Origin of the sequence: Nocardioides sp. SR21 (assembly GCF_022761125.1) — a bacterium.
GTDB lineage: Bacteria > Actinomycetota > Actinomycetes > Propionibacteriales > Nocardioidaceae > Nocardioides.
The window spans coordinates 1-23,828 of the sequence record NZ_JAKWJR010000012.1; the positions used below are offsets into that span (position 1 = coordinate 1).

The window sequence follows — 23,828 nt, forward strand, 5'->3', positions numbered from 1 at the left end:
CCGGAGGTTCTCTTCACGTCAACGGCCAGAACCGCTACCAACGTCCTGGCCGGGTACAACTAGCGCGGCTCCCACACCGCCGCGTCGTGGGCGAACACCACGCGCCGCGGGTCGAACGCCAGCAGCCGCTCCATCCACGGCGGCGCCAGCGGCAGGTCGAGCGCGTCGGCGCTCCAGGCCGAGGCGTTGTCGTGGGACTGACCGGCGAGCACGACGCTGCCGTCCGCGCACTCGACCACCAGCGACTGGTGCCCGTCGACGTGACCGGGCGTCGGGATCACGTGCAGCCCCGGCAGCGGCTCGGCCTCGCCGTCGAGCAGCTCGTAGGTCACCCCGTCGAGGAGGTGCTCGAACGTGTAGCTCCCGGCCCGGGCGGTGGCGAGCTCGTCGCGCTGGCACAGCACGGGCGTCGCCCCGAGCAGCGGGTTGCCGCCGCAGTGGTCGAAGTGCAGGTGGCAGTTCGCGACCAGGTCGAGATCGTCGAGGGAGACGCCGGCGGTGGCGAGGGCGTCGGGCAGCGCGACCCGGCGCGGCTGGTACCAGGACTCGGTCCCCTCGTCGCCGCGCCCCATCCCGGTGTCGAGCAGGACCAGCCCCGCCTCGTGGCGGACCAGGTAGCCGTACACGCCCTCCACGCGCGGCCGGCCGGTGCCGGTCTCCTCGGGAGGGCGGGTGAACGTGCCGAGCAGGATCCGGCGTACGTCGTCGATCTGCATGGTCAGTGCCGAGCCTCGAGCCCGACGGCGTCGCGGAGCTTGGACACCGCCTCGTCGAGTCGCGGGTCCTCCTGGGCGCGCGACTCCATCAGCGCCGCCAGGCCCTCGGCGAGGACGTTGAGCTTCTCCTGCGCGGCCTCCTCGCTGCGGCGGCCGGCGTTCTCGAGCAGGGCGAGCAGCAGCAGGGAGAGCACGCTGGCGACCGTGTGGATGGCCACCTGCCAGGACTTCAGGCTCGACCAGAACGGGACGCTGACCGCCCAGACGACGACGATGCCCAGGCACACCACGAAGAACGGCGCCCGGCTGACCTGCTCGTACGCCGCCTCGACGAACTTCTCGAACGGCGTGCGCCCGTCCTGCTTGGCGCGGTCCTCGGCGGCGTTGCTTCTGTTCTCCATGTCCGCACCCTAGGCGCGGTTGCGCCACTCCTCGGCGAGCAGCGCGTAGCCGTACCCGTCGAGCCATCCGCGCGAGCGGTGCAGCGAGTCGCGCACCGTGTGTTCCTCACGGCGCATCCCGACGCGCTCCATGAGCCGCCACGACGCCTCGTTGTCGGCGAAGCACAGCGCGATCACGCGGCGCAGCCCGAGGTCCTCGAAGCAGATCCGCAGCAGCTCGCCGACCGCCTCGGCCCCGTAGCCCTGGCCGGCGTGGGCCGGGTCGACGGTCCAGCCGAGCTCGGCCTGCACGTTCGCGGCCCGCTCGACGACCTCGGCCTGCGCCCAGGCATCGCCGATCGCGAGCATCAGGTCGCCGACCACCGCGCCGTCGCGCTCGATGATCAGCGTCTTCGACAGCCGGCCCGGGTCCAGGAACAGTGCGGCGTACGCGTCTCGGTCCGTCGGGAAGTGCGTGACCCACTCGCACACCTCGGGCAGCCGGCGGAACGCCCAGGTCGCGTCGGCGTCGTCGGCCGTGGCCGGGCGGATCGAGAGCCGCGCGGTCCGGACCGGCCAGGCGACCGCGCTGAGGTCCTGGATCATCTCTGGCCGGTGCAGGCGTCGCGGTAGGTCTTCCGCTCCGGTCGCGGCGCCGCGGTGGACTTCTTGTTCGCGTTCTTCAGCGTCCAGTAGCGCAGCCAGTCCATCTGGATGCGGGACTCGTTCATCCGCTTCCCGGGCTTCGCCTCCATCGTGTAGCGCACCGCGAACGGCACGCCGCTCAGCGCGTCCTTGCGCTTCTCGGTGCTGACCACGTGGGAGTCGACGAACCACGAGATCCGCTTGCGGGTCACCTCGACCGCGAACGTGTGCCATTGGTTGTCGCTCAGGTTGAGCCCCTTGCGCGCGACGAACCGGTTGTCCGGCCGCGTGTTGATGTAGTGGGCGGCCTTGTTGACGCCGGGCGTGTACGACGTCAGCGCGATGTTGCGCGCGCCGCAGTACCCCTTGCGGTCGCCGGCCGGGACCAGCTCGATCAGCACCCGGTACGGCGTGTTGCGGTGCACGTACTGGCGGTGCCGGATCCGGGTCTCCCAGCGGCCGACCGCGCGGCCCTTGGTCTGTTCCGTGGCGACGACCGTCCCGTGGCGCCCGGCGAGGAGGGTGAGCATGCCGTGCTGGTTGCCGACGTTCCCGCGGACCTTCCAGTGCGAGCGGTCCAGCGGTCCGACGAACGTGTAGTTGACCGGGGCGCGGCCCCAGCCGTACTCGCTGCCGGCGTGGACGGGGCCCGGCGGGTGCGCGTGGTCGGCGTCGGCCGGGACCGCACCGAGGGTCGCGGTGAGGGCAGCGGCGCCGAGCAGCGCCAGGACACGCTTCATCGTGCTCATGGTCGCCCAACGTACGGGCCGCGAGGGGCGGGGCTCAAACGGCGGGCCTCAGGGGCGGATGTCCGGCGCGGGCTTGGTCTGCGGGTCGAGGTTGGGGTCCTGGCCGGGGTCGATGTCCGGGTCGTTGATGCTCGGGTCGCCGCTGGGCACGACCTCGGGCTCGGGCAGGGGCTCTTGGGGTGTGGTGGTCATGCGACTCCCGTACCCGCTGATCTCCCGTCGAGACACCCGGGCCGGGTGTCTCGACGGAAGATCAGCGAGCCCGCCCGACCCCAGGTGCGGGATCGGGCGGGCTCGACGGCGTACGACGGTGGCTCAGCGGCCCCAGTCGTGGCTCTGGTAGCCCTCGCCCCACTGGTGATCCGAGTCGTCCCAGGCGTGGCCGGAGTCCTGGCCGGACTCCCGATCGGAGTCCTGGCCGGAATCCTGGCCGGACTCCTCGCCCCAGCCGTGGTCCTCGCCGGACTCGGACTCGGACTCGGAGTCCTCGCCCGGGCCGGCGTCGCCGAACACGTCGCCCTCGGCGAACGTGCCGTCACCGACGGCCGCGTTGAGCGTCTCGGCGCCCTCGGCCGTGAGCGCGAGGTCGGCCTCGTGGCTGTCGCCCTCCTCGGGCACGACCTCGAGCAGGTCGACGCGCTGGCCGTCCACGTCGAAGCTCACCTGCCAGTCGGTGGTGTCGAGCGCCGGGTCGAGCCACGCGGTGTCGCCGGACGCGCCGGAGACCGCGATGCCGCCGTCGAAGGCCGCCTGGCCGGAGCTGAAGTCCTGGTCCTCGCTGGTCGGGAACGTGAACTCGACGGTCCCGTCCTCGGCCTCCTCGGCCGTCGCGGGCTCGATCGCCGCGAGGGTCGCGCCGACCTCGGTGAACGCGGCCTCGGCCTCGTCACTGGTCTCGACCTGGACCGCGACGGCCCCGTGGTCGCTGTGGTGGTCGCTGTGGTGGTCGCTGTGGTGGTCGCTGTGGTGGTCGCCGTACCCGTCACCGGTGGCGTGGGCCGCGCCGGCGCCGACGGTGCCGACGACCGCGAGCGCGGCCAGGGGAGCGATCAGGGTGGTTGCGTGCTTCCGCATGAATCATGCACCTCCATGAGGCGGTGTGTGGTTCGTGCTTCGTACGGGTCCCGACCGTGCCAGAGACCCCGGGCTCTTTCAAACCGCGGCGTCCACCCTCCGCAGCACCGGTACCCGTCGGACCACCGCCGGTGCAGGAACGCCCTCAGGAGCCGTCGAAGTCGTGGGGCTCGTCCTCGATCAGGTAGTTGGGGTCGGCTTCGATCCGCTCGACGGTGCGCTGGATCCATGCGTCGTCCGTGGTCTCGATGTCCCGCTCGGACAGCTGCTCGCGCAGGTAGCCGGCCAGGTCGTCGGTCTCCTTGGCGTCCTTGGCCACCGAGGTGGCGTCGACAGCGGCTTGCAGGTCGGAGTTGTGGCGTGCCATGTGCACCTCTGTCCCCGGTCAGACCGCGACGTACACCTTCCGCAGCGTCTCGGTGACGACCCACGTGGTGCGCTCGCCGGCGGTCAGGCGTACGGCGACGCCGGGTGCGAGATCGACCACGTCGCCGTCCTCGAACGTCACCGTCCCGCGCCCGGTGAGGACCACGAACACCTCGTCGACCTCGGTGTCGTGGTCGGTGCCGGGGGCCATCTCCCAGGTGCCGACCTCGGCCGCGCCGAGCTCCGTCAGCGGCGCGGCCTCGCCGGCCAGCACGTCGGTCGAGAGCACCCTGCTGGATCCGCGGGCTGTCATGAGTCGAATCCCAGTCCTAGAGCGTCGAGGGTCTTGAGGAACAGGTTGCGCCGCCCCCGCCGGTGGTCGGCCCGGTCCAGCGAGCGCCGGGTCAGCTCGATGCCGAGGTCCGCGACCGGCGACGGCGGGAACGGCAGCGGCTTCCTCTGCACCATCTCCAGCCGCGTGCGCTCGGTCGACAGCCCGGACAGCCGGTCCAGCATCACCTCGGCGGCGAAGCGGGTCGCCCCCACGCCGAGCCCGGTGAAGCCGGCGGCGTACGCCACCCGGCCACCCGACGCGAGTCCGTGGAACGCCGCGAACCGCGTCGACGTGTCGATCGCGCCGGCCCAGCGGTGGCTGAACCGCACGTCCTCGAGCTGCGGGAACACCGTGAGGAAGTGCGAGGCGAGCTTGCGGAACGTCTCCGGCCGCTCCTCGTGCTCCCCTCGCACCGTCCGCTTGTGGATCGCGTCGTACCCGCCCCACAGGATCCGGTCGTCGGCGGTCAGCCGCGCGTAGTGGAACTGGTTCGCCATGTCGCCGAGCCCCTGCCGGTTCGCCCACCCGATGGAGCCCAGCTGCGCGGACGTCAGCGGCTCGGTCATCAGCACGTAGTCGTAGACGGGCACCGTCAGCAGGCGGGTACGCCGCAGCAGCGACGGGAACACGTTGGTGGCGAGCGCGACCCGCTCGCTGGTGACGGTGCCGCGCGGGGTCCGCACGGTCGTGCCGTCCAGCCCGGTCGCGGTCGTCTGCTCGTGGATCTCGACGCCGAGGTCGGCGGCCACGCGCGCGAGCTCGCGCGCCAGCCGTGCCGGGTGCACGAGCGCGCAGCTCTCGCGCTCCCAGTCGCCGGCCAGGAACACCGGGCTGTCGATCTCCGCGCGGACGGCCGCGGCGTCCAGGAAGCCGTGCGAGTCCCGGATCCAGTCGACCTGGTGCTCCTCGACCGCGACCGCGAGCATGCCGGTGCGCTCGAACTCGCACTCGATCCCGAGCTCGCGGACGTCGGCCTCGAGCGCGTCGAGGTTCTCCAGGCCGAGGCGCTCGAGGGCGTCGTACTCGTCGGGCCAGCGGGTGCGCCCGTTCTCCTCGCCGTGGGTGATGCTGGCCTCGCAGAACCCGCCGTTGCGCCCGGATGCCGCCCACCCGATCGTCTGCGCCTCGAGCAGCACCACCCGGGCGGCGGGGTTGCGCCGCTTCGCGAGCACCGCGGTCCACAGTCCGCAGTAGCCGCCGCCGACCACGGTGAGGTCGGCGGCGGTGTCCTGGGTCAGCGGTGGGTACGACGTCCCGGGTGCGTCCTCGAGCCAGAACACCGCGTGCCGGCTCGGCGCCAGGGCCGCGTCGACGAGGTCTACGGCTGGCGCTAGACGCTCATAGACAGTGCTATGGCTCCGCCTATCCCTGGGCATGCGCGTCGCCGGCCTTGAGCGCGTCGTCGAGGATCGCCAGGCCCTCGCGGGCCTCCTCGTCGCTCATCGTGCACGGCGGGACCACGTGGATGCGGTTGGTGTTCGCGAACGGCAGCAGCCCGGCGGACTTGCAGGCGCCCACCACCTCGTTGAGCGCGGCCGGCGGCAGCAGCGCCTTGGTCTCCTGCGAGGTCACCAGGTCGATCGCCCAGAACGCCCCGACGCCGCGGACCTCGCCGACGCACGCGTGCCGGGAGGCGATCTCGGCCAGGCCCGGCCCGAAGACCTCGCGGCCGAGCCGCTCGGCGTTCTCGACGATGCCCTCGTCGCGCATCGTGGTGATGGTCGCGACGGCGGCCGCGGTCGCGAGCGGGTGGCCGGAGTAGGTCAGCCCGCCCGGGTAGACCCGGTGGTTGAACGTCTCCACGATCGGCTCGCTGATGATCACGCCGCCGAGCGGGACGTAGCCGGAGTTCACGCCCTTCGCGAACGTGATGAGGTCCGGGACGACGTCGTACAGGTCGAGCGCGAGCCACGACCCGGCGCGGCCGAAGCCGGCCATCACCTCGTCCAGGATCATCATGATCCCGTGCTGGTCGCACAGCGCCCGGACGCCTGCCAGGTAGCCCGGCGGGGGCGCGAAGATGCCCGCGGTGCCGGGGATCGTCTCGAGGATGATCGCGGCGATCGTGTCCGGTCCCTCGGCCTCGATCGTGCGCGACAGGTGCGCCAGCGCGCGCTCGCTCTCCTCGGCCTCGGTGCTCGCGTGGAACTCCGAGCGGTACAGGAACGGCCCGAAGAAGTGCACGGTCCCGGCGGTGGCGGTGTCGTTCGGCCAGCGCCGCGGGTCACCGGTCATGTTGATCGCGGTCTGGGTGCCGCCGTGGTAGCTGCGGTACGTCGAGAGCACCTTGTGGCGGCCGGTGTGCAGGCGCGCCATGCGTACGGCGTGCTCGTTGGCGTCCGCGCCGCCGTTGGTGAAGAAGACCTTCTCGAAGCCGTCCGGCGCGATCTCGCTGATCAGCCGCGCGGCCTCGGAGCGCTGGTCGTTGGCGAACTGCGGGGCGACCGTGCACAGCCGGTCGGCCTGCTCCTTGATCGCCGCGACCACCCGTGGGTGCTGGTGGCCGATGTTGGTGAAGACCAGCTGGCTGGAGAAGTCGAGGTAGCGGCGGTCCTCGTCGTCCCAGACGTACGACCCGCGAGCAGCGGTGATCACCATCGGGCTGATCTCGGCCTGGGCGGACCAGGAGTGGAAGACGTGCTTGCGGTCCAGCTCGTACGCGGTGCTCATGTCGGCGCTCTCCTGGGCTCTCAGTGGTTCTTCGGGAAGGCGAGCTCGAGGCCGCCGGCGGTGGCCGGGTCGGGCCAGCGCGTGGTGACGACCTTGCCACGGGTGAAGAAGTGCACGCCCTCGGTGCCGTGGGCGTGGGTGTCGCCGAACAGCGAGGCCTTCCAGCCACCGAACGAGTAGTACGCCATCGGCACCGGGATCGGGACGTTCACGCCGATCATGCCGACCTGCACGTCCTGCTCGAACGCGCGCGCCGCGCCGCCGTTGCTGGTGAAGATCGCGGTGCCGTTGCCGTACTTGTTGGCGTTCACCAGGTCCAGCGCCTCCTGGTAGGTGTCCGCGCGCACGACGGAGAGCACGGGGCCGAAGATCTCGTCGGTGTAGACGCTCATCTCGGGGGTCACGTGGTCGAACAGCGTCGGGCCGAGCCAGAAGCCGTCGGCCGCACCGTCGGCGGCGACGTCGCGGCCGTCGATGACCAGCGTCGCGCCCTCGGCCGCGCCGGCCTCGACGTACGACGCCACCTTGTCGCGGTGGACCTGGGTGACGAGCGGACCCATGTCCGCCTCAGATCCGGTGCCGGTCTTCGCGCCGTCGCCGATGTTGAGGGTGGCGGTGCGCTCGGCGATCTTCTGCACGAGGGTGTCGCCGGTGTCGCCGACCGCGACGACCACGCTGATCGCCATGCAGCGCTCGCCGGCCGAGCCGTAGCCGGCGCTGACCGCGGCGTCCGCGGCCAGGTCGAGGTCGGCGTCGGGGAGGACGAGCATGTGGTTCTTGGCCCCGCCGAGGGCCTGGACCCGCTTGCCGTGCTGGCTGGCGCGCTCGTAGACGTACTCCGCGATCGGGGTGGAGCCCACGAAGCTGATCGCAGCGACGTCCGGGTGGTCGAGCAGCCCGTCGACGGCGACCTTGTCGCCGTGCAGCACGGTGAAGACGCCGTCGGGGAGACCGGCCTCCTTCCAGAGCTCGGCCATCCAGTTGGCGGCGGACGGGTCCTTCTCGCTGGGCTTCAGCACGACGGCGTTCCCGGCGGCGATCGCGATGGGGAAGAACCACATCGGGACCATCGCGGGGAAGTTGAACGGACTGATGATGCCGACCACGCCGAGCGGCTGGCGGATGCTCTTCACGTCGACGCCGGTCGAGACCTGCGGGGAGTTGCCGCCCTTGAGCAGGTGCGGGATGCCGCACGCGAACTCCACGACCTCCTGGCCGCGGGAGACCTCGCCCAGGGCGTCGGAGCGGACCTTGCCGTGCTCGGCGGTGATGAGCTCGGCGAGCTCCTCCTTGCGCTCGTTGAGGAGCTCGCGGAAGCGGAAGACCACCTGGGTCCGCGCGCTCACCGAGGCGGCGGCCCAGTCGAGGCCGGCCTTCTTCGCCGAGGCGACCGCCGCCTCGATCTCCGCCGGACCGGCGAACGCGACCTGACCGGTGACCAGGCCGGTCGCGGGGTTGGTGACGTCGCCGACGCGGGCGCTGTCTCCGGGGTGGGCCTTGCCGTCGATCCAGTGCGAGATGGTCTTCATGGGTGTCATCGTTCCGCCGCTCCGCGGCTGACGCCAGGGACGGTCTGTCCCGTGCGTCGCGACCAGTGCGACACTGTGTCGCATGCCGGTCACCGTCCGCGAGGCGCTCGCCCTCCCCGAGCTGGCTGCCGGTGACCCGGTGGTGCTGAGCGGCGAGTCGGGCCTGGACGCGGTGCTGCGGTGGGTGCACGTCTCCGAGCTGCGCGACGTGGGCCGGATGCTGTCCGGCGCCGAGCTGGTGCTGACCACCGGCCTCGGGATGGCCGCATCCCCGGACGCGGCCGACGACTTCGTGCGGCAGCTGGTCGAGGTCGGCGCCGCCGGGCTGGTCATCGAGCTCGGCGCGTCGTACACCTCGGTCCCGGAGCCGGCGCTGCGCCGGGCCCGGGCGGCGGGGTTCCCGCTGGTCGCGCTGAACCGGCCGGTGCGGTTCGTCGAGATCACCGAGAGCGTCCACCGCGCGATCGTGGCCGAGCAGTTCGAGGAGGTCCGGTTCGCCGGGGACCTGCACCGGACCTTCACCGAGCTCGGGCTGGAGCGGGCGCCGATGCACCGGCTGGTCGAGGCGGCCGCGGACCTGGCCGACGGGTCGGTGGTGCTCGAGGACCTGTCGCGCCGGGTGCTGGTCGCGGCGGCGCGCGGCGAACCGGTCGACCGGCTGCTGACCGACTGGGAGCGGCGGTCCCGGCTGACGCCGTTCCCGCGCGGCACCGAGATCGGCGGCCCGGAGAGCTGGCTGACCACGCCCGTCGGCATCCAGGGCGGGGCGTGGGCGCGGCTGGTCGTGACCGGCCCGCGTGACCAGGCCCGCGCGCGGCTGGTCGCCGAGCGTGCGGCGCAGGCGCTCGAGCTGGGCCGGATGATCGAGCGCGACGAGACCTCGATCCAGCTGCGGGTGCACGGCGGCTTCCTGCTGGACCTGCTCGACGGGCGGGTCGGCAGCGAGCCGGTCGCCGCGGCCCGGCTGCACGCGCTCGGGGTGCCCGAGTCCACGTCGTACGTCGGCGCCGTCGCGCGGCTCCGGTCCGACGAACCCGTCGAGCGGCTGGTGGCCGTCCTCGGCGACGTACCTGGTCTGGTCGGCGTGCTCGACGCCGTCCACGTCGGCCTGCTGGTCCCCGTGGACGTCGACCTCGACGCGATCGCGCGGTCGGTGTCGGGCGAGGCCATCGTGGCCGCGGGTCATCCGGTCACCGGCGTGCTGCCTGCCGCGACGTCGCTGCGCTCGGCGCGAGCCGTCGCCGACGTGGCGGTCACGCTGCCCCCGCTCGACGGCTGCGTGCGCCAGGCCGACATCCGGCTCCCCGGGCTGCTGATGTCGCTGCGCGAGGACCCGCGGCTCCAGGAGTTCGCCGAGGCCGAGCTCGGCGCCCTGCTCGAGCACGAGGCCCGCCACGGTGGCGGCCTGGTCGAGCTGCTCCGGCAGTTCCTCGCGGTCGGCGGCAACAAGACCGAGCTCGCCCGCGTCGCGCACCGCAACCGCACCTCGCTCTACCCGGCGCTCCGGCGGCTCGAGGAGCTGGTCGGCCACCCCCTCGACGACGCGGCCTCGCGCCTGTCGCTCGGCGTGGCGCTGCTGGCCTACGACCAGGGGCGCGAGCTGTAGCTGTCGCGTCCCTTCCCGGCCGTGCACCGCCTGGAGGTGCCGGGACTGCCTGAGAGATGCCGCGATACTGAGCCATGGCGAAGTTCGAGACCGTCGACGACTACCTGGCGACGCTGCCCGACGACCAGCGCGCGGTGGTCGAGGAGATCCGGCGCCGCGTGCTCGCGGTGGCGCCGGCCGCGACCGAGGTGATCCGCTACGACATGCCGACCTGGCAGGTCGACGGGGCGTCGCTCGTCCACGCGGCGGCCTGGAAGCAGCACGTGTCGCTCTACCCCGTCCCACCCGCGGGCGACGCCGAGCTGGACCGCGACCTCGCGCCGTACGCCGGCGCGAAGGGCACCCTGAAGATCCCGTACGGCGAGGTCGACTACGACCTGATCGAGCGGGCGGTACGCCGGCTCGCGGCGGGCGGCTCCTGAACCGGGGCGGTCGACCTGGCAGCCGACACCAGCAGCGGCTACTCGCTCGCCGCCATCGCGGTACCGAGGCCGATCATCATCACGCCACCGGCGACGCCGAGCTTGTCGAGCCGGGTGGGCTTGCGGGCGAACCAGTCGCGCGCCTTGCCCGCCGCGAGCGCCCAGACGGAGTCGGAGCAGGCGGCCATCACGCCGAAGATGAGGCCGAGCAGCGCGAGCTGCAGCCCGGTGTGCCCGGCCGGCTCGTTCACGAACTGTGGCAGGAACGCCACGAAGAACACGATGGTCTTCGGGTTGGTCACCCCGACGGTGAACCCGACGCGCAGCGAGCGCCGCGCCGAGGCGCGGAGCACGACCGCCGAGGTCTCGACGGCGTCGAGGGCGGCGCGGGCGTCCGCGCGGTGCCGGATCGCCTGGACGCCGAGGTAGACGACGTACACCGCGCCGACGATCTTCAGCGCGAGGTAGGCGTGGGTGCTGGCGGCCACCACGGCGCCGAGGCCGACGGCCACGAGCAGCACCTGGGTGGTCACGCCGATCGCGTTGCCGACCACCGAGAGGAGCGCGTCGCGACGGCCGACCGTGAGCGCGCGACCGATCGTGAACAGCAGGCTCGGTCCGGGGACCTGGATGAAGAGGGCGCTCGCGATGACGAAGGCGAGCCACTGGCTGGTGGTCGGCACCGCGCCAGTGTCTCAGGACGGCGACGGGCCGCGCGAAGGATTTGCTTGAGTAAGCATGCTTTATGCTGACAAGCATGAGCCTGACGGACCGGGAGCGCGAGATCGTCGCGCTGCTGCGGCGCGACCCGCTGCTCGGGTCCGAGGCGATCGCGGCCACCCTCGGCACCACCCGCACCGCGGTCAACGTGCACCTGTCGAACCTCGGCAAGAAGGGCGTGATCCTCGGCCGCGGCTACGTGCTGAGCGAGGAGCCCGCTGTCGTCGTGATCGGCGGCGCCAACATGGACGTGAAGGCGCGCAGTGCCCGCGCCGCCGTACCGGCCACCAGCAACCCGGGCACCGGCTCGATGGCCGCCGGCGGGGTCGGCCGCAACATCGCCGAGAACCTCGCCCGGCTCGGCACCCGCACCCACCTGGTCGCCGCGATCGGCAGCGACGGCCTGGGCGACCAGGTCCTCGCCGCGACGACGGGCGCCGGCGTCCACGTCGAGCACGTACGGCGTTCCGCGCGCGCGACCGGCACCTACACCGCGGTGCTCGACGCCGACGGCGAGCTGGTTGTCGCGGTCGCGGACATGGCCGCCACCGACGAGCTGGCCCCCGAGCAGGTCAACGCCGCACGCGACCTGGTGGCCGCCGCGTCGCTGGTCGTGCTGGACGGCAACCTGTCGCCCGAGACCCTCGCGTTCGCGCTGGACCTCGCCACCCAGGCGGGCGTCCGGGTGCTGCTCGAGCCGGTCAGCGTCCCGAAGGCCGCGGCGCTCGCGCACCTCGTCGAGGCGGACCGGCCGCTCCACGCGATCACGCCCAACCGCGACGAGCTCGCCGCGCTCACCGACCTGCCCACCCGCACCGACCGCCAGGTGGCCACCGCCACCCGGGCGCTGCACGACCGCGGCGTCGAGCTGGTGTGGGTGCGGCTGGGGCGCGACGGCTCGCTCTTGAGTACGGCGTCCGGCGCGACCGCGCTGTCCGTCGTGCCCGCCGACGTCGCGGACGTGACCGGTGCGGGCGACGCGATGCTCGCGGCGTTCTGCCACGCGCTGCTGACCGGGGCGGACCCGGTCGACGCCGCGGCGTACGGCCACGCGGCGGCGGCCCTGACCGTCGCCAGCCCCCACACGGTCCGACCGGACCTCACCGACCGACTCGTCAGGAGCCTCTTGTGACGCACCCGCTACTCACCGTGACCGACGAGGTCGCCACCGCGCTCGCGGAGGGCAGGCCGGTCGTGGCGCTCGAGAGCACGATCATCAGCCACGGCATGCCGTACCCGCAGAACGTCGCGATGGCGGTCGAGGTCGAGGGCATCATCCGCGAGCACGGCGCCGTCCCGGCCACGATCGCGGTGCTCGACGGCCGGCCGAGGATCGGGTTGTCGCCCGACGACCTCGAGCTGCTCGCCAGCCACGGCGACGTGACGAAGGTGAGCGTCCGCGACCTCCCGTTCGTCGTCGCGCGCGGCAGCCACGGCGCGACCACGGTCGCCGCGACCATGCGGCTCGCGGCGCTGGCCGGCATCCGCACCTTCGTCACCGGCGGGCTCGGCGGCGTGCACCGCGGCGCGCAGCAGACGTTCGACATCTCGGCCGACCTCACCGAGCTCGGTACGACGGACGTCGCGGTCGTGTCGGCGGGCGTGAAGTCGATCCTCGACATCGGGCTCACGCTCGAGACCCTGGAGACGCTCGGCGTCCCGGTGCTGGCGTTCGGCAGCGACGAGTTCCCGTCGTTCTACTCCCGCTCCAGCGGGCACGCGGCGCCGATGCGGGTCGACTCCGCCGCCGAGGTGGCCGCGGTGATGTCCTCGAAGTGGGCGCTCGGCATCGCCGGCGGCATCGTCGTCGCGAACCCGATCCCCGTGGAGGACGAGATCCCCGCCGACGAGATCGGCGTCATCATCGAGCAGGCCCTCGGCGACATGGACGCGCTCGGCATCCACGGCAAGGACGCGACGCCGTACCTCCTCGGCCGGATCGTCGAGATCACCGGCGGCGCCTCGCTGACCGCGAACATCGCCCTGGTCCGGCACAACGCGAGGCTGGGAGCCGCCATCGCTGCGGAATTCGCAGCGCTCTGAGGTATCTGACGGCGATATCGGCACTCCTCCCGATGTCAGCGCAGTACCTCAGCAATGAATGTGGAGCTCATGAACCCGCTCAGCGCCAACCCCGTCACCGTCCTCCAGGCCGCCCGCGCGGACCGCGCGCGCACCGACCGCCGCGACCGCGCCGTGCGCGCGGCCCGCACTGCCCGTCAGGCGCTGGAGCGCCGCGACCGCTAGACAAATCTCTTGATTTGTCTCACCCTGGGTCGGTGGCCTACCGACCCGGCAGCGCGGACAGCTGGGCCGAGCCCTGGGCGATGTACGCCGACCTTCGCGACCACGACCCGGTCCACCACGTGGTCCCCGCCGGGCGTCCGGACGCCGACTACTTCGTGCTCTCCCGGCACGCCGACGTGCTGGCGGCCGCGGTCGACACCGCGACGTACTCCTCCGCCCGCGGCCTGACCGTCGAGTACGACGAGCTCGAGACGATCGGGCTCGCCGACAACCCGCCGCTGGTGATGCTCGACCCGCCGGACCACACGGCGTTCCGCAAGCTGGTCGCCCGCGGGTTCACGCCGCGCCAGGTACGGACGCTCGAGCCCGAGGTACGCGCGTTCGTGGTCGAGCGGCTCGAGCGGTTGCGCGACGCGGGCGGCGGCGACATCGTCGAGGCGCTGTTCAAGCCGATGCCGAGCATGGTGGTCGCCCACTACCTCGGGGTGCCCGCGCACGAGCGGGACCGGTTCGACGACTGGACCCACGCGATCGTCTCGGCCAGCTCCGCGGGGGAGATCGGGGCCGCCACCGACGCGATCGTCGAGATGATGGGCTACTTCACCGAGCTGATCGAGCGCCGCCGCGTCGAGCCGGGCGACGACACCGTCTCGCACCTGGTCGCGGCCGGCGTCGGGGACGACGACCGCGGGCTGCTCTCGATCCTCGCCTACGTCTTCACGGTCGTGACGGGCGGCAACGACACCACGACCGGGATGCTCGGCGGCACGGTGCAGCTGCTCGAGACCGACCGAGACCAGCGCGAGCTGCTGCTCGACGACCCGGCCCTCGTCGGTGACGCCGTCGAGGAGCTGCTGCGGCTGACCTCCCCGGTGCAGGGGCTGGCCCGGACCGTGACCCGCGATGTCGAGCTGCACGGCACCACGATCCCCGCGGGGCGCCGCGTCCTGCTGCTGTACGGCGCCGCGAACCGGGACCCGCGCCGCTACGGGCCGGACGCCGACGACCTCGACGTACGCCGGAGGCCGTCGCAGATCCTGACGTTCAGCCAGGGCAGCCACCACTGTCTGGGCGCCGCGGCCGCGCGGCTGCAGGCGCGGGTCGCGATCGAGGAGCTGCTGGCGCGATGCCCCGAGTTCACGGTCGACCTCGACGCGGTGGAGTGGGCTCCCGGTCCGTACGTCCGGCGCCCCACCACGGTCCCCTTCCGCCCGTGAACGCCGAGCAGATCCTGGACGCCGCCTCCGGTTTGTTCGCCGAGCGCGGCGTCAACGCGGTCGGCATGGGCGAGGTCGCCAAGGCCGCGGGCTGCTCGCGGGCGACGTTGTACCGCTACTTCCCCGACCGGCACGCGCTGCACGTCGCCTTCGTGCAGCGCGAGGCGCGCCGGATCGGGGCGCTGCTGCCCACCGACGAGCCCGTCGAGGCCATCCTCGGAGCGGTGCGGGAGGTCCGCGCCCGCCCCGAGCTGATCGCGTGGTTCGGCGCGGCCGACGCGGGGACGGCCGCGGAGCTCGCCCAGTCCGACGCCGTCATCGGCGGGCTGGGTGACGAGGAGACCGCGCGCTGGCTGGTGCGGGTGGTCGTCTCGCTGCTGATCGTCCCGGGACGCGACGAGGCCGACGAGCGCGCGATGGTCGAGCGGTTCGTGGTTCCGGGCCTGTAGGGCAGTCTTCTCCCATGCACCCCCAGACCCATTTCGTGGGCGTCGACCTCGCCTGGGGACAGAAGCAGCGCACCGGGCTGGCGGTCCTCGACGAGGACGGCCACCTCGTGCACATCTCGAGCGTGCACACCGACGACGAGATCCGCGACGCGCTGGCGCCGTACGTCGCCGGCCCGTGCGTGGTCGGCATCGACGCCCCGCTGATCGTCACGAACGCGACCGGGTCGCGGGCCGCCGAGCAGGAGCTCAACAAGGACTTCCAGCGGTTCCAGGCCGGCGCGCACCCGTCGAACACCGGCAAGCCGGAGTTCGCGGGCGGGGTGACCCGCGGCGCCACGATCTGCCGGCTGCTGCGGCTCGACATGGACCCGCGCTCCGGACGGGAGCGCCGGGCGATCGAGGTCTACCCGCACCCCGCGACCGTCGTGCTGTTCGGGCTGTCGAAGACGCTGAAGTACAAGTCCAAGGCCGGGCGCACCCTCGACTCGATGCGCTCGGCGCTCGTGACGCTGATGCAGCACGTCGAGCAGCTGGTGCCGCCGGACCCGACCTGGCGCGAGCTGCGCAGCCAGGTGGAGAACGCGACCACCAAGGCCGAGCTCGGCCGCGCCGAGGACCAGGTCGACGCGGTGGTGTGTGCGTACGTCGCGCTGTTCGCGCACCGCTGGCCGGCGCGGGTCACGACGTACGGCACGTTCGAGAACGGCTACATCGTCACGCCGACGCTGAGCGACGACCACGGCGTGATCCGGCGGGCGGTCGAGGAGTACGAGCGGATCCAGCCGGGCCTGGTCGCGGTCGCGGCCGAGTACGTCGCGCAGGTGACGTCGATCCTCGACGAGGCCGGCATCAACTACCTGACCGTCACCGGGCGGGCCAAGAGCGTCGAGTCGTTCGCGACCAAGGCGGCGCGCACCGTCGACGGGCTGCCGGCGTACGCCGACCCGCTCGCCGAGATCGGCGACCAGGTCGGCGTCCGCGTCATCACCTACGTGCGGGCCGACGTCGCCGCGGTCGCGGAGGTGCTCGGCAGCCAGCTGCGGGTGCTCGACGACCGTGACCTCGGGCAGGAGACCGCGAGCGAGGGGCGGTTCGGCTACGCCAGCCGGCACCTCCAGGTCTCCCGCGAGGGCGGCCCGGTCGCGCAGGTGCAGGTGCGCACCGTGCTCCAGCACGCGTGGGCCGAGTTCGAGCACGACATCCGCTACAAGGGCGCGGTGCCCGCCGAGCACGCCCGCGACTTCGACCGGCGGTTCACGCTCGCGGCCGGATTGCTGGAGCTCGCCGACCAGGAGTTCACCACGATCCGCGAGCGGCTGCGCGGCGGCTCGTTCGAGGAGATCGACGGCGACGCCGAGCGGATCAGCCCGCGCGAGCTCGCGGCGTACCTCGCCGGTCAGTACGACGACGCCGAGTGGTCGCGCACCGACCACTACGCCTGGATCGCGAGCCTGCTGCCGGACCTCGGCGTCGACACCCTGGACGAGCTCGGCGAGGTGCTCGCCCGCGTCGACGCCGACACCGTGGCCGCGCGGATGGACTACCGCTACCCGCCGGGCGCCGTACGCCGCCTCGATGACGCGCTGCTCGCGGCGTTCGGGGAGAGGTACGTCGTCCTGCCGGGCAACGAGCACCGGGTCGCGTTGCTGCGCGCCCGGCTGGAGAAGATGACCGGCTGACGTCGGCCGGGTCGGTGCGCCGACGTACGGTCGTGGGCATGACTCCGGCAGAGATCTACATCGACTCCTTCGAGCGGATCCTCGAGAACGGCGAGGCCGTCGTCGACGGGCTCACCGAGGCGCAGCTCGCGCACCGGCCCGCGCCGGACGCCAACTCGATCGCCTGGCTGGTCTGGCACCTCACCCGGGTGCAGGACTCGCACGTCGCGCCGCTCGCCGGGACCGAGGAGGTCTGGACGCGCGACGGCTGGGCCGACCGGTTCGGGCTCGACCTGGACCCGTCCGACCACGGCTACGGCCACACCAGCGAGCAGGTCGCGAAGGTGCGGGCGTCGGCCGAGCTGCTGGCCGGCTACCTGCGCGCCACCCACGAGGCGACGGTCGCCTACCTGCGCGGCCTCACGGAGGCCGACCTCGACGACATCGTCGACCGCGCCTGGGACCCGCCGGTCACGCGCGGGGTGCGCCTGGTCAGCGTCGTCGACGACGACGCGCAGCACGTCGGCCAGGCGGCGTACCTCCGCGGACTGCTCTGATCTCGACACGCCGGTCGCGACTTCGTTCCTCAGTCGCGCGGCTCGCTCGATCACCATCAGCGGAGCCGCTGCCGCGTCTCCGCTAGGGCTGGTACGGCGGCGCCACGCCCCAGCCCCAGCGCGGCACCGGCGCGTGCTCGACGACGTCCGCGCCGGGCCGGGAGTTCTGCAGCGCGAGCCGGGTACCCCACTCGAGGTAGCCGACCAGCGCGGCCCGGAACTCCGGGTCGTCGGGGAGCTCCGCGTCGTCGGCGGCCAGGCTCATCGTCGAGGCGAACCGGTGCCGCTGCTCCGCGGTGATGTTCAGCCCGACGTGATGGGCGAGCATCCGCTCGTAGCCGCCGTGGTGCCGGGTGTAGTCGTCCGGACCGCCGAAGACCTCCGACCACCACGTGGCCACGTGGTCGCGGTGCTCCTCGGACACCCCGCCCGGGAAGAACGCCGTCAGCAGCTCGTCGCGCTCGACGCGGTCGTAGAAGCAGTCGATCAGCCGGCGGATCGCGGCGCGCCCGCCCGCCCAGTCGTACAGGGTGGGGACGTCCTCGGCCACGGACCGAGGGTACGCGTCGCACGGTGGATGAGGTGCGAGCGAAGCGAGCCTCGACACCACTGGGTCTCGACACGCCGGTCGCGACCTCGTCCCCCGGGTCGCGCGGCTCGCTCGACCACCATCAGCGGATCCGCTGGCGCGTCTCCGCTACCAGGGGGACGGTTCGAAGTCCTTGAGGAAGTGGCCGTACAGGTCCTCGCCGGCCTCGCCGCGCACGATCGGGTCGTAGACGCGGGCCGCGCCGTCGACCAGGTCGAGCGGGGCGTGCCAGCCCTCGGCGGCGATCCGCAGCTTCTCCTGGTGCGGGCGCTCGTCGGTGATCCAGCCGGTGTCGACGGCGTTCATCAGGATCCGGTCGGTCTCGAACATCTCGCCCGCGCTGGTGCGGGTCAGCATGTTCAGCGACGCCTTCGCCATGTTCGTGTGCGGGTGTCCCGGCCCCTTGTAGGTGCGCGAGAACTGCCCCTCCATCGCGGAGACGTTCACGACGTAGGTACGCCGGGCCGCCGACTGCCGCATCGAGGCCCGCAGCCGCGAGATCAGCAGGAACGGCGCGGTCGCGTTGCAGAGCTGCACCTCGAGCAGCTCCAGCGGGTCGACCTCGTCGACCGTCTGGGTCCACGAGTTGGTGGTCTGCAGGTCCGGCAGCAGCCCGCCGGCGTCGACGGCGGTGCCCGCGAGGTGCGCCTCGAGGCTGGCGTTGCCGGCCTTCAGCGCGAGCGCGGTGATCGACGCCGGCGTGTGCGCGGGCGTCTCGTGGTGGGCGACCGCGTGCTGCTGGAGCGTGCCGGCGATCGCGGCCGGGTGCGCGTCGCTGATGTGGTCGAACGACACGATCTCCGGCAGCGTGGTCCCGGTCGGCAGCGGCGCCAGCTCGGCCTCGACGAGAGGCGCGTAGGCGCCGGGCGTACGGCGCACGGTCTGGCACGCGTTGTTGATGAGGATGTCGAGCGGGCCGGCCGCCGCGACCTCGTCGGCGAGCGCGACGACCTGGGTGGGGTCGCGCAGGTCGATGCCGACGATCTTGAGCCGATCGATCCAGTCCGCGCTGTCCTCGAGCGCGGAGAACCGGCGTACGGCGTCGTGCGGGAAGCGGGTCGTGATCGTGGTGTGCGCGCCGTCGCGGAGGAGGCGCAGCGCGATGTACATGCCGATCTTCGCGCGGCCGCCGGTGAGCAGCGCGCGGCGCCCGGTGAGGTCGGTGCCCTGGTCGCGCTTGGCGTGCGACATGGCGGCGCAGCTCGGGCAGAGGTAGTGGTAGAACGCGTCGACGAGCGTGTAGTCGTTCTTGCAGATGTAGCAGCCGCGCGGGTTGAGCAGCTCGCCGGCGAAGGCGCCCGGCGCGGTCGAGACGAGCGGGATGCCGAGGGTCTCGTCGTCGATCCGCATCGGCGACCCGGTCGCGGTCTTCTCGGTGATCGCCCGGTCGTGGGCGAGCTCGGCCTGGCGCTTGCGGGTGCGCCGCTCGGCCTTGAGCGCCTTGTACATGTGCGACGCCGCGCGCTTCACCGTGGTGATGTCCGGGTGGTCGACCGGCAGGCGGTGCAGCTCGTTGAGGACCTTGACGGCGATCGCCAGCTCGTCAGGATCGATGCCCTCGAGGAGCTCGGGATGATCGGGATTCACTGGGTGATGGTAGGTGTCCGGGTCACCCGGTACCGAATGAACGACGGCACCGCGATCGCGGCGATCACCGTCCCGACGATCACCAGGAGGCCGCCGCCTGCGGCCGCGGCCGCCGTACCCACCATCGCGGCGCTGGCGCCGTGCACGACGTCGGCGATGCGGGGACCGCCCGCGACGACGACCATGAACACGCCCTGGAGGCGGCCGCGCACCGAGTCGTCGGCGGCGCTCTGGAGCATGCTGGTGCGGAACGCCGCGGAGGCCATGTCGGCGGCGCCGCCGATCACCAGCATGACCAGCGCGATCGCGAGCATCAGCTGCTGCCAGTGGTCGGCCAGGCCGACCGCGATGCCGAAGCCGGCCATCGCCGCGCCCCAGATCAGGATGCAGACGATCACGGCGTACCCCTGCCGCTCGACGCGCGACACCCAGCCGGAGAACACGCCGCCGATCACGGCACCCAACGGGATCGCCGCGAACAGCAGCGCGAACACCAGGCCGCCCTCGTCGGGGCCGCCGAAGGACACGTGCGCGATCTCCGGGAACAGCGCCCGCGGCATGCCGAAGATCATCGCGATCAGGTCGACGACGAAGGACATCAGCAGGATCGGGTGGCCGCCGAGGTAGCGGAAGCCCTCGATCACCGACCGCAGGCCCGGAGTGCCGATCGGGTTGTCGACCGGCAGCCGGGGGAGCCGGATGACCGCACCGAGCGTCGCGAACAGCGTGATGGTGTCGAGGAAGTACAGCCACTCGTAGCCCACCACCGGGATCAGCACGCCCGCCAGCAGCGGGCCGCCGATCGCGCCGGCCTGGAAGACCGTCATGTTGAGGGAGTTGGCGGCCGGGAGCAGGTCGGGCGCGACCAGCTTCGGGATGATCGCCTGCCGGGTGGGCGCGTTGACCGCGAAGAACGCCTGCTGCAGCGAGAACAGGCCGAGCAGCACCCACACGTTCGTGTTGCCCAGGGCCGCCTGGAGCCAGAACAGCCCCGACGTCGTGATCAGGCCCGTGGTGGTGATCATCATCAGCGTGCGCCGGTCGAAGTGGTCGGCGAGCGCCCCGCCCCACAGCCCGAACACGATCAGCGGGACGAGGCCGAACAGCCCCGTGAGGCCGACGTACGCCGACGAGCCGGTGACGTCGTAGATCTGGGCCGGCACCGAGACGACCGTGAGCTGGGCACCGACCATCGTGATGATGTTGGCGATCCACAGCCGCCGGAAGTGGTCGTTGCGCAGCGGACGGGTGTCAGCCATCAGGTCCCGGAGTCTGCGCACGGTGGACCAACCTAATCGCCGATGAATCCTGTTCCGCCAGGAGGTCGAAAGGCTGTGACCGAGATCGACGTGACGTTCGAGGCGGTGCTCCAGCAGAGCGACGCGAAGGGTGGCTGGACCTACGTGGTCTGGCCCGAGTCCGCGGCGTACTTCGGGACCCGCGGACTGGTGAAGGTGCGGGGCACCGTGGACGGTGTGCCGTTCGAGAGCTCGTTCATGGCGCTCGGCGACGGGAACCACAAGCTGCCCGTGAGGACGGCGCTGCGGGTCGAGTCCGGGAAGACTGCGGGTGACACGGTGACCGTGCACCTCGACGAGAGGATCAAGTGATGAGCGTGGAGCCGAAGGTGCAGGGGCCGGCGTCGTACTTCCCGTCGATCGAGAAGAAGTACGGCCGCCCGATCGCCGAGTGGCAGCAGGTGGTGCGTACGGCGCCCGGGTACGGCGCGGGGGCGAAGCACATGGAGCTCGTGGCCGTGTTGAAGGACCAGCACGGCATGGGCCACGGCCACGCGAACGCCGTGGTCGCCTACACGCTCGCCGAGGACCAGGCCTGACGGCGAGGCCTGGTCGGTGGTTGAGGAAGGCGCGCTAGCGCCTGTCTCGAAACCACCGGGCGTGCTACTCGATGCCGGCGACCCGGTCGAGGTGCTGGAGCAGGTCGTGGGCGGCGAGCTCGACCAACTTGTGCCGCCACTCCGCGGCCCGGTAGACGCAGGCGATCAGGCCCGAGCGGTGCACGCGGCGCAGGTCGCCGTACACGAACGCGTAGCGCGCCTTGGTCTCGTCGTTGGCGTCCTCGGTGAGGCCGAGGTGCCAGGCGGCGTAGTCGTCCCAGGTGTGCCGCTCGAGGTAGGCGTTCTGCGCGTCGGCGCGCGGCTGCACCTCACCCCAGTCGCTGTCGAGGACGTACTGGCGCTTGTCGATCATCGAGCGCGCGTGGGCGACGGCGTCGGGGTTCACCGCGTACGTCGCCATCGGCTCAGCAGGCGCCCTGGTCGCTGCGGCCGAGGAGGCGGTCGGCGAGCATGTCGCACCACTGGCCGGACGGCGGGCCGCCGTTGACCTGGCCGTCGGACTCGCCCGGGTGCTTGACCCACAGCCGACCGTCGAACGCGCCCTGGAGGAGCAGCCGCGGCGGCTGGCCGACGCGCGCCCACGGCGGGTTGAGGACCTGGTCGTCCTGCGGGCCGCCCTTCGCGCCGTTGCGCGAGGTGTCGATGACGTAGTGCTTGCCCTTGACGTTCAGCTTGCGCAGCCCACGGAGCAGGGTCTCGGCGTACTTCTTCTCGTCGCCGGAGGTGCGGAAGTTCGAGACGTTGGTGCTGAAGCCGCGGACGTACTGGATGCCGGCCTGCTTGAGGTACGCCGCGCGGTCGTCGTACGGCGTCCAGTTGGAGTGCCCCGCGTCGAGGTAGACCCACGCGTCGGTCCTGCCGAGCTGCTTGTTCGCGAAGCGCAGCATCGCCTGCCAGCCCTGCGCCTCGGTCGGGCACGGGTTCCACTCGCTGCTGAACAGCGGGAGCGCGTCCGGCTCGACCACGACGATCGCGGTCTGGTTGCGGACGCCGGCCGCGACCTCCTTGATCCAGGCGCGGTACTGCTCGGCGGTCTGCAGGGCACCACCCGAGGAGTGGCTGCCGCAGTCGCGACCCGGGATGCCGTACACGACGAGCATCGGCGTCTTGTTCGCGTCGAGCGCGCGCTCGGTGTAGGCGCGGACGATGTCACGCACCCACGGGGTGCCGTACGCCTCCGGGATGATCCACAGCGCCTGGGCGTAGCCGCCGATCCGCTCGCGGTAGACCGCCTCCTGGTTGGCCGCCGGCATGAGGGAGTCGACGAACAGCCCGCGGGACGTGCGCGGATCCTTCGCCTGCTTGGCGACGTGGTCGTCCGCCGGGACGCCCTGCACGGCGACGGCGCCCGTCACGCTGAGCGCGAGGGCGGCGACGAGCGCGCCGAGGCGCAGCGACAGGGACCGAGTCGGCACCCGCTCAGGGTACGGGCTGGTCGTCCTCCCGGGGGCCGAAGATGCAGAGCTCGTCGAGCTCGTCCGGCGACAGGTCCAGCCCCCATGCCTGCATCTGCTCGCGGGAGCGACGGGAGAACAGGGCACGGAACGCCTCGTACTCGTCGACGCCGTCCGGCACGCCGCCGTCGCCGAACTTGTACGGCGCGACGTTGTCCAGCACCTTGCGCCACAGCGGCTCGGGGAGCCGACCGAGGCCGAGCGCCTCGTGGAGGTCGGCGTGGTGGACGCTGATGTCCCAGACGATCGCGGGCCGCGGGTTGTCGATGGTCGAGGCGCCGATGGCGTCCTGGTTGGCCTTCATCTCCGCGGTCAGCTCCGCGACCGGGAGGTTGGCCCGCTCGGACACGTGCCGCGCGGTCCACCCCGGGCCGGGCGCTCCGTCCATCCGCTCGGTCACGGCATCGGCCGGACCGCCGGCGAGGTGGGCGAACACGTCGTGGACCGTCCAGGCCGGAGTGCCGGGCACCGTGGTCGCGAGCTGCTCGTCGGTGAGCTCGCCGCCCAGCGCGGTGAGCGCGGCGACGTTGGCGCGGTAGAGCTCGTCCCAGGTGGTCGTCATGGGCACATCCTCACCCAGCGGCCGCCGACTCGAACAGGCAGAAGGGGTGACCGGCCGGGTCGAGGAGCACGCGTACGTCGTCCTGGGGCTGCTCCTCCGTCAACGTGGCGCCGATCGCCTGGGCGCGGGCGACCCCGGCGGCGAGGTCGGTGACGCCGATGTCGAGGTGCGCCTGCATCTGCTGGTCGCCCGGGCCGGGCGGCCAGGTCGGCGGCACGTGCCCGCCCTCGAGCTGGAACGACAGGCCGGCGCCGCTGGCGAGCGGAGCACCACCCACTCCGGGCTCTCCTCGCGCACCTCCCACCCGAGCAGCTCGCGGTAGAAGTCGGCCAGACCCCGCGGATCCGGGCTGCCGAGCACGGTCGAGGACAGGCGGAACTGGGGAGCCGACATGTGTGTCACCGTAGGCATCGGGAAACCGATTGGGGAAGGCTGTCGT

At 72.3% G+C, this 23,828-nt stretch carries 30 protein-coding genes; 11 read left to right on the forward strand and 19 right to left on the reverse strand.

Features of this window, described 5'->3' with window-relative positions; genetic code table 11:
- Positions 1-59 precede the first annotated feature (59 nt).
- From MJ604_RS20095 to MJ604_RS20145, 11 genes are all read right to left on the reverse strand, one after another.
- Positions 60-716, reverse strand: coding sequence for an MBL fold metallo-hydrolase (locus tag MJ604_RS20095; RefSeq protein ID WP_243060406.1), 657 nt, complete (start codon positions 714-716; stop codon positions 60-62).
- Between the two features lie 2 nt (positions 717-718).
- Positions 719-1,117 carry a low affinity iron permease family protein gene (locus MJ604_RS20100; protein ID WP_243060407.1) on the reverse strand — a complete coding sequence of 133 codons (399 nt, stop codon included), beginning with the start codon at positions 1,115-1,117 and terminating at the stop codon, positions 719-721.
- Between the two features lie 9 nt (positions 1,118-1,126).
- Positions 1,127-1,702 (reverse strand): GNAT family N-acetyltransferase, encoded by a 576-nt coding sequence (locus tag MJ604_RS20105; protein WP_243060408.1) that lies wholly within the window; start codon positions 1,700-1,702, stop codon positions 1,127-1,129.
- Positions 1,699-2,481 (reverse strand): family 16 glycosylhydrolase, encoded by a 783-nt coding sequence (locus MJ604_RS20110; RefSeq protein ID WP_243060409.1) that lies wholly within the window; start codon positions 2,479-2,481, stop codon positions 1,699-1,701. Before MJ604_RS20110 ends, MJ604_RS20105 begins: the two co-directional genes overlap by 4 nt.
- Positions 2,482-2,538: 57 nt before the next feature.
- Positions 2,539-2,682, reverse strand: coding sequence for a hypothetical protein (locus MJ604_RS20115; RefSeq protein ID WP_243060410.1), 144 nt, complete (start codon positions 2,680-2,682; stop codon positions 2,539-2,541).
- 123 nt (positions 2,683-2,805) lie between these two features.
- The gene (locus tag MJ604_RS20120) at positions 2,806-3,564 is read right to left on the reverse strand and encodes a hypothetical protein (RefSeq protein WP_243060412.1); all 759 of its coding nucleotides are present in this window, start codon (positions 3,562-3,564) and stop codon (positions 2,806-2,808) included.
- Positions 3,565-3,709: 145 nt separating this feature from the next.
- A complete protein-coding gene (locus MJ604_RS20125) occupies positions 3,710-3,931 on the reverse strand; it encodes a hypothetical protein (protein ID WP_243060414.1) in 222 nt (73 codons plus the stop codon).
- 18 nt (positions 3,932-3,949) lie between these two features.
- Positions 3,950-4,243, reverse strand: a complete 294-nt coding sequence (locus MJ604_RS20130; protein ID WP_243060416.1) for a cupin domain-containing protein — start codon at positions 4,241-4,243, stop codon at positions 3,950-3,952.
- Entirely contained in the window at positions 4,240-5,544 is a 1,305-nt protein-coding gene (locus MJ604_RS20135) for an FAD-binding oxidoreductase (protein ID WP_243060419.1), read from the reverse strand. Before MJ604_RS20135 ends, MJ604_RS20130 begins: the two co-directional genes overlap by 4 nt.
- 82 nt (positions 5,545-5,626) lie before the next feature.
- Positions 5,627-6,934, reverse strand: coding sequence for an aspartate aminotransferase family protein (locus MJ604_RS20140; protein WP_243060421.1), 1,308 nt, complete (start codon positions 6,932-6,934; stop codon positions 5,627-5,629).
- Positions 6,935-6,954: 20 nt separating this feature from the next.
- Positions 6,955-8,472, reverse strand: coding sequence for a CoA-acylating methylmalonate-semialdehyde dehydrogenase (locus MJ604_RS20145; RefSeq protein WP_308194163.1), 1,518 nt, complete (start codon positions 8,470-8,472; stop codon positions 6,955-6,957).
- A gap of 73 nt (positions 8,473-8,545) precedes the next feature.
- On the opposite strand from MJ604_RS20145, the gene MJ604_RS20150 reads away from it, so the two are divergent.
- Positions 8,546-10,069, forward strand: coding sequence for a PucR family transcriptional regulator (locus MJ604_RS20150; protein ID WP_243060424.1), 1,524 nt, complete (start codon positions 8,546-8,548; stop codon positions 10,067-10,069).
- 74 nt (positions 10,070-10,143) lie between these two features.
- Positions 10,144-10,491: an iron chaperone gene (locus tag MJ604_RS20155; RefSeq protein WP_243060425.1), complete on the forward strand. Its 348-nt coding sequence runs from the start codon at positions 10,144-10,146 to the stop codon at positions 10,489-10,491.
- A gap of 38 nt (positions 10,492-10,529) precedes the next feature.
- Here the strand turns inward: MJ604_RS20155 and MJ604_RS20160 are convergent, their stop codons facing one another.
- The gene (locus MJ604_RS20160) at positions 10,530-11,174 is read right to left on the reverse strand and encodes a LysE family translocator (RefSeq protein ID WP_243060426.1); all 645 of its coding nucleotides are present in this window, start codon (positions 11,172-11,174) and stop codon (positions 10,530-10,532) included.
- 74 nt (positions 11,175-11,248) lie between these two features.
- Here MJ604_RS20160 and MJ604_RS20165 point away from each other — a divergent pair, with 74 nt between their 5' ends.
- The 7 genes from MJ604_RS20165 to MJ604_RS20190 all read left to right on the forward strand — a co-directional run bounded on the left by MJ604_RS20165 (position 11,249) and on the right by MJ604_RS20190 (position 17,339).
- On the forward strand, positions 11,249-12,343 hold the full coding sequence (locus MJ604_RS20165) for a PfkB family carbohydrate kinase (RefSeq protein ID WP_243060428.1): 1,095 nt from the start codon (positions 11,249-11,251) through the stop codon (positions 12,341-12,343).
- Positions 12,340-13,254: a pseudouridine-5'-phosphate glycosidase gene (locus MJ604_RS20170; protein ID WP_243060431.1), complete on the forward strand. Its 915-nt coding sequence runs from the start codon at positions 12,340-12,342 to the stop codon at positions 13,252-13,254. The genes MJ604_RS20165 and MJ604_RS20170 overlap by 4 nt, the downstream gene beginning before the upstream one ends.
- 69 nt (positions 13,255-13,323) lie before the next feature.
- The gene (locus tag MJ604_RS24030; RefSeq protein ID WP_279236394.1) at positions 13,324-13,458 is read left to right on the forward strand and encodes a hypothetical protein; all 135 of its coding nucleotides are present in this window, start codon (positions 13,324-13,326) and stop codon (positions 13,456-13,458) included.
- Positions 13,459-13,490: 32 nt separating this feature from the next.
- The gene (locus MJ604_RS20175) at positions 13,491-14,675 is read left to right on the forward strand and encodes a cytochrome P450 (protein ID WP_243060433.1); all 1,185 of its coding nucleotides are present in this window, start codon (positions 13,491-13,493) and stop codon (positions 14,673-14,675) included.
- Positions 14,672-15,124: a TetR/AcrR family transcriptional regulator gene (locus MJ604_RS20180; RefSeq protein ID WP_243060435.1), complete on the forward strand. Its 453-nt coding sequence runs from the start codon at positions 14,672-14,674 to the stop codon at positions 15,122-15,124. Before MJ604_RS20175 ends, MJ604_RS20180 begins: the two co-directional genes overlap by 4 nt.
- Before the next feature lie 14 nt (positions 15,125-15,138).
- The gene (locus MJ604_RS20185) at positions 15,139-16,803 is read left to right on the forward strand and encodes a DUF429 domain-containing protein (protein ID WP_243060438.1); all 1,665 of its coding nucleotides are present in this window, start codon (positions 15,139-15,141) and stop codon (positions 16,801-16,803) included.
- A 38-nt stretch (positions 16,804-16,841) separates the two neighbouring features.
- Positions 16,842-17,339 (forward strand): DUF664 domain-containing protein, encoded by a 498-nt coding sequence (locus MJ604_RS20190; RefSeq protein WP_243060440.1) that lies wholly within the window; start codon positions 16,842-16,844, stop codon positions 17,337-17,339.
- 82 nt (positions 17,340-17,421) lie between these two features.
- Here MJ604_RS20190 and MJ604_RS20195 read toward each other — a convergent pair whose 3' ends face one another.
- From MJ604_RS20195 to MJ604_RS20205, 3 genes are all read right to left on the reverse strand, one after another.
- Entirely contained in the window at positions 17,422-17,889 is a 468-nt protein-coding gene (locus MJ604_RS20195; RefSeq protein WP_243060448.1) for a group II truncated hemoglobin, read from the reverse strand.
- Positions 17,890-18,036: 147 nt separating this feature from the next.
- Positions 18,037-19,515 (reverse strand): SDR family NAD(P)-dependent oxidoreductase, encoded by a 1,479-nt coding sequence (locus MJ604_RS20200; protein WP_243060449.1) that lies wholly within the window; start codon positions 19,513-19,515, stop codon positions 18,037-18,039.
- Positions 19,512-20,774 carry an MFS transporter gene (locus MJ604_RS20205; RefSeq protein WP_243060450.1) on the reverse strand — a complete coding sequence of 421 codons (1,263 nt, stop codon included), beginning with the start codon at positions 20,772-20,774 and terminating at the stop codon, positions 19,512-19,514. The genes MJ604_RS20200 and MJ604_RS20205 overlap by 4 nt, the downstream gene beginning before the upstream one ends.
- 75 nt (positions 20,775-20,849) lie before the next feature.
- Here MJ604_RS20205 and MJ604_RS20210 point away from each other — a divergent pair, with 75 nt between their 5' ends.
- Positions 20,850-21,125, forward strand: coding sequence for a DUF1905 domain-containing protein (locus tag MJ604_RS20210; RefSeq protein ID WP_243060451.1), 276 nt, complete (start codon positions 20,850-20,852; stop codon positions 21,123-21,125).
- Positions 21,125-21,352, forward strand: a complete 228-nt coding sequence (locus MJ604_RS20215; protein ID WP_243060452.1) for a DUF4287 domain-containing protein — start codon at positions 21,125-21,127, stop codon at positions 21,350-21,352. The genes MJ604_RS20210 and MJ604_RS20215 overlap by 1 nt, the downstream gene beginning before the upstream one ends.
- 64 nt (positions 21,353-21,416) lie before the next feature.
- Here the strand turns inward: MJ604_RS20215 and MJ604_RS20220 are convergent, their stop codons facing one another.
- From MJ604_RS20220 to MJ604_RS20235, 4 genes are read right to left on the reverse strand one after another with little or no spacing between them, the layout of a single operon-like run.
- Positions 21,417-21,773, reverse strand: a complete 357-nt coding sequence (locus tag MJ604_RS20220; protein ID WP_243060453.1) for a hypothetical protein — start codon at positions 21,771-21,773, stop codon at positions 21,417-21,419.
- Positions 21,774-21,777: 4 nt separating this feature from the next.
- On the reverse strand, positions 21,778-22,788 hold the full coding sequence (locus MJ604_RS20225) for a glycoside hydrolase family 6 protein (protein ID WP_243060454.1): 1,011 nt from the start codon (positions 22,786-22,788) through the stop codon (positions 21,778-21,780).
- 4 nt (positions 22,789-22,792) lie between these two features.
- On the reverse strand, positions 22,793-23,389 hold the full coding sequence (locus MJ604_RS20230; RefSeq protein WP_243060455.1) for a maleylpyruvate isomerase N-terminal domain-containing protein: 597 nt from the start codon (positions 23,387-23,389) through the stop codon (positions 22,793-22,795).
- A gap of 10 nt (positions 23,390-23,399) precedes the next feature.
- The gene (locus MJ604_RS20235) at positions 23,400-23,666 is read right to left on the reverse strand and encodes a VOC family protein (protein WP_243060456.1); all 267 of its coding nucleotides are present in this window, start codon (positions 23,664-23,666) and stop codon (positions 23,400-23,402) included.
- Between the last annotated feature and the right edge of the window lie 162 nt (positions 23,667-23,828).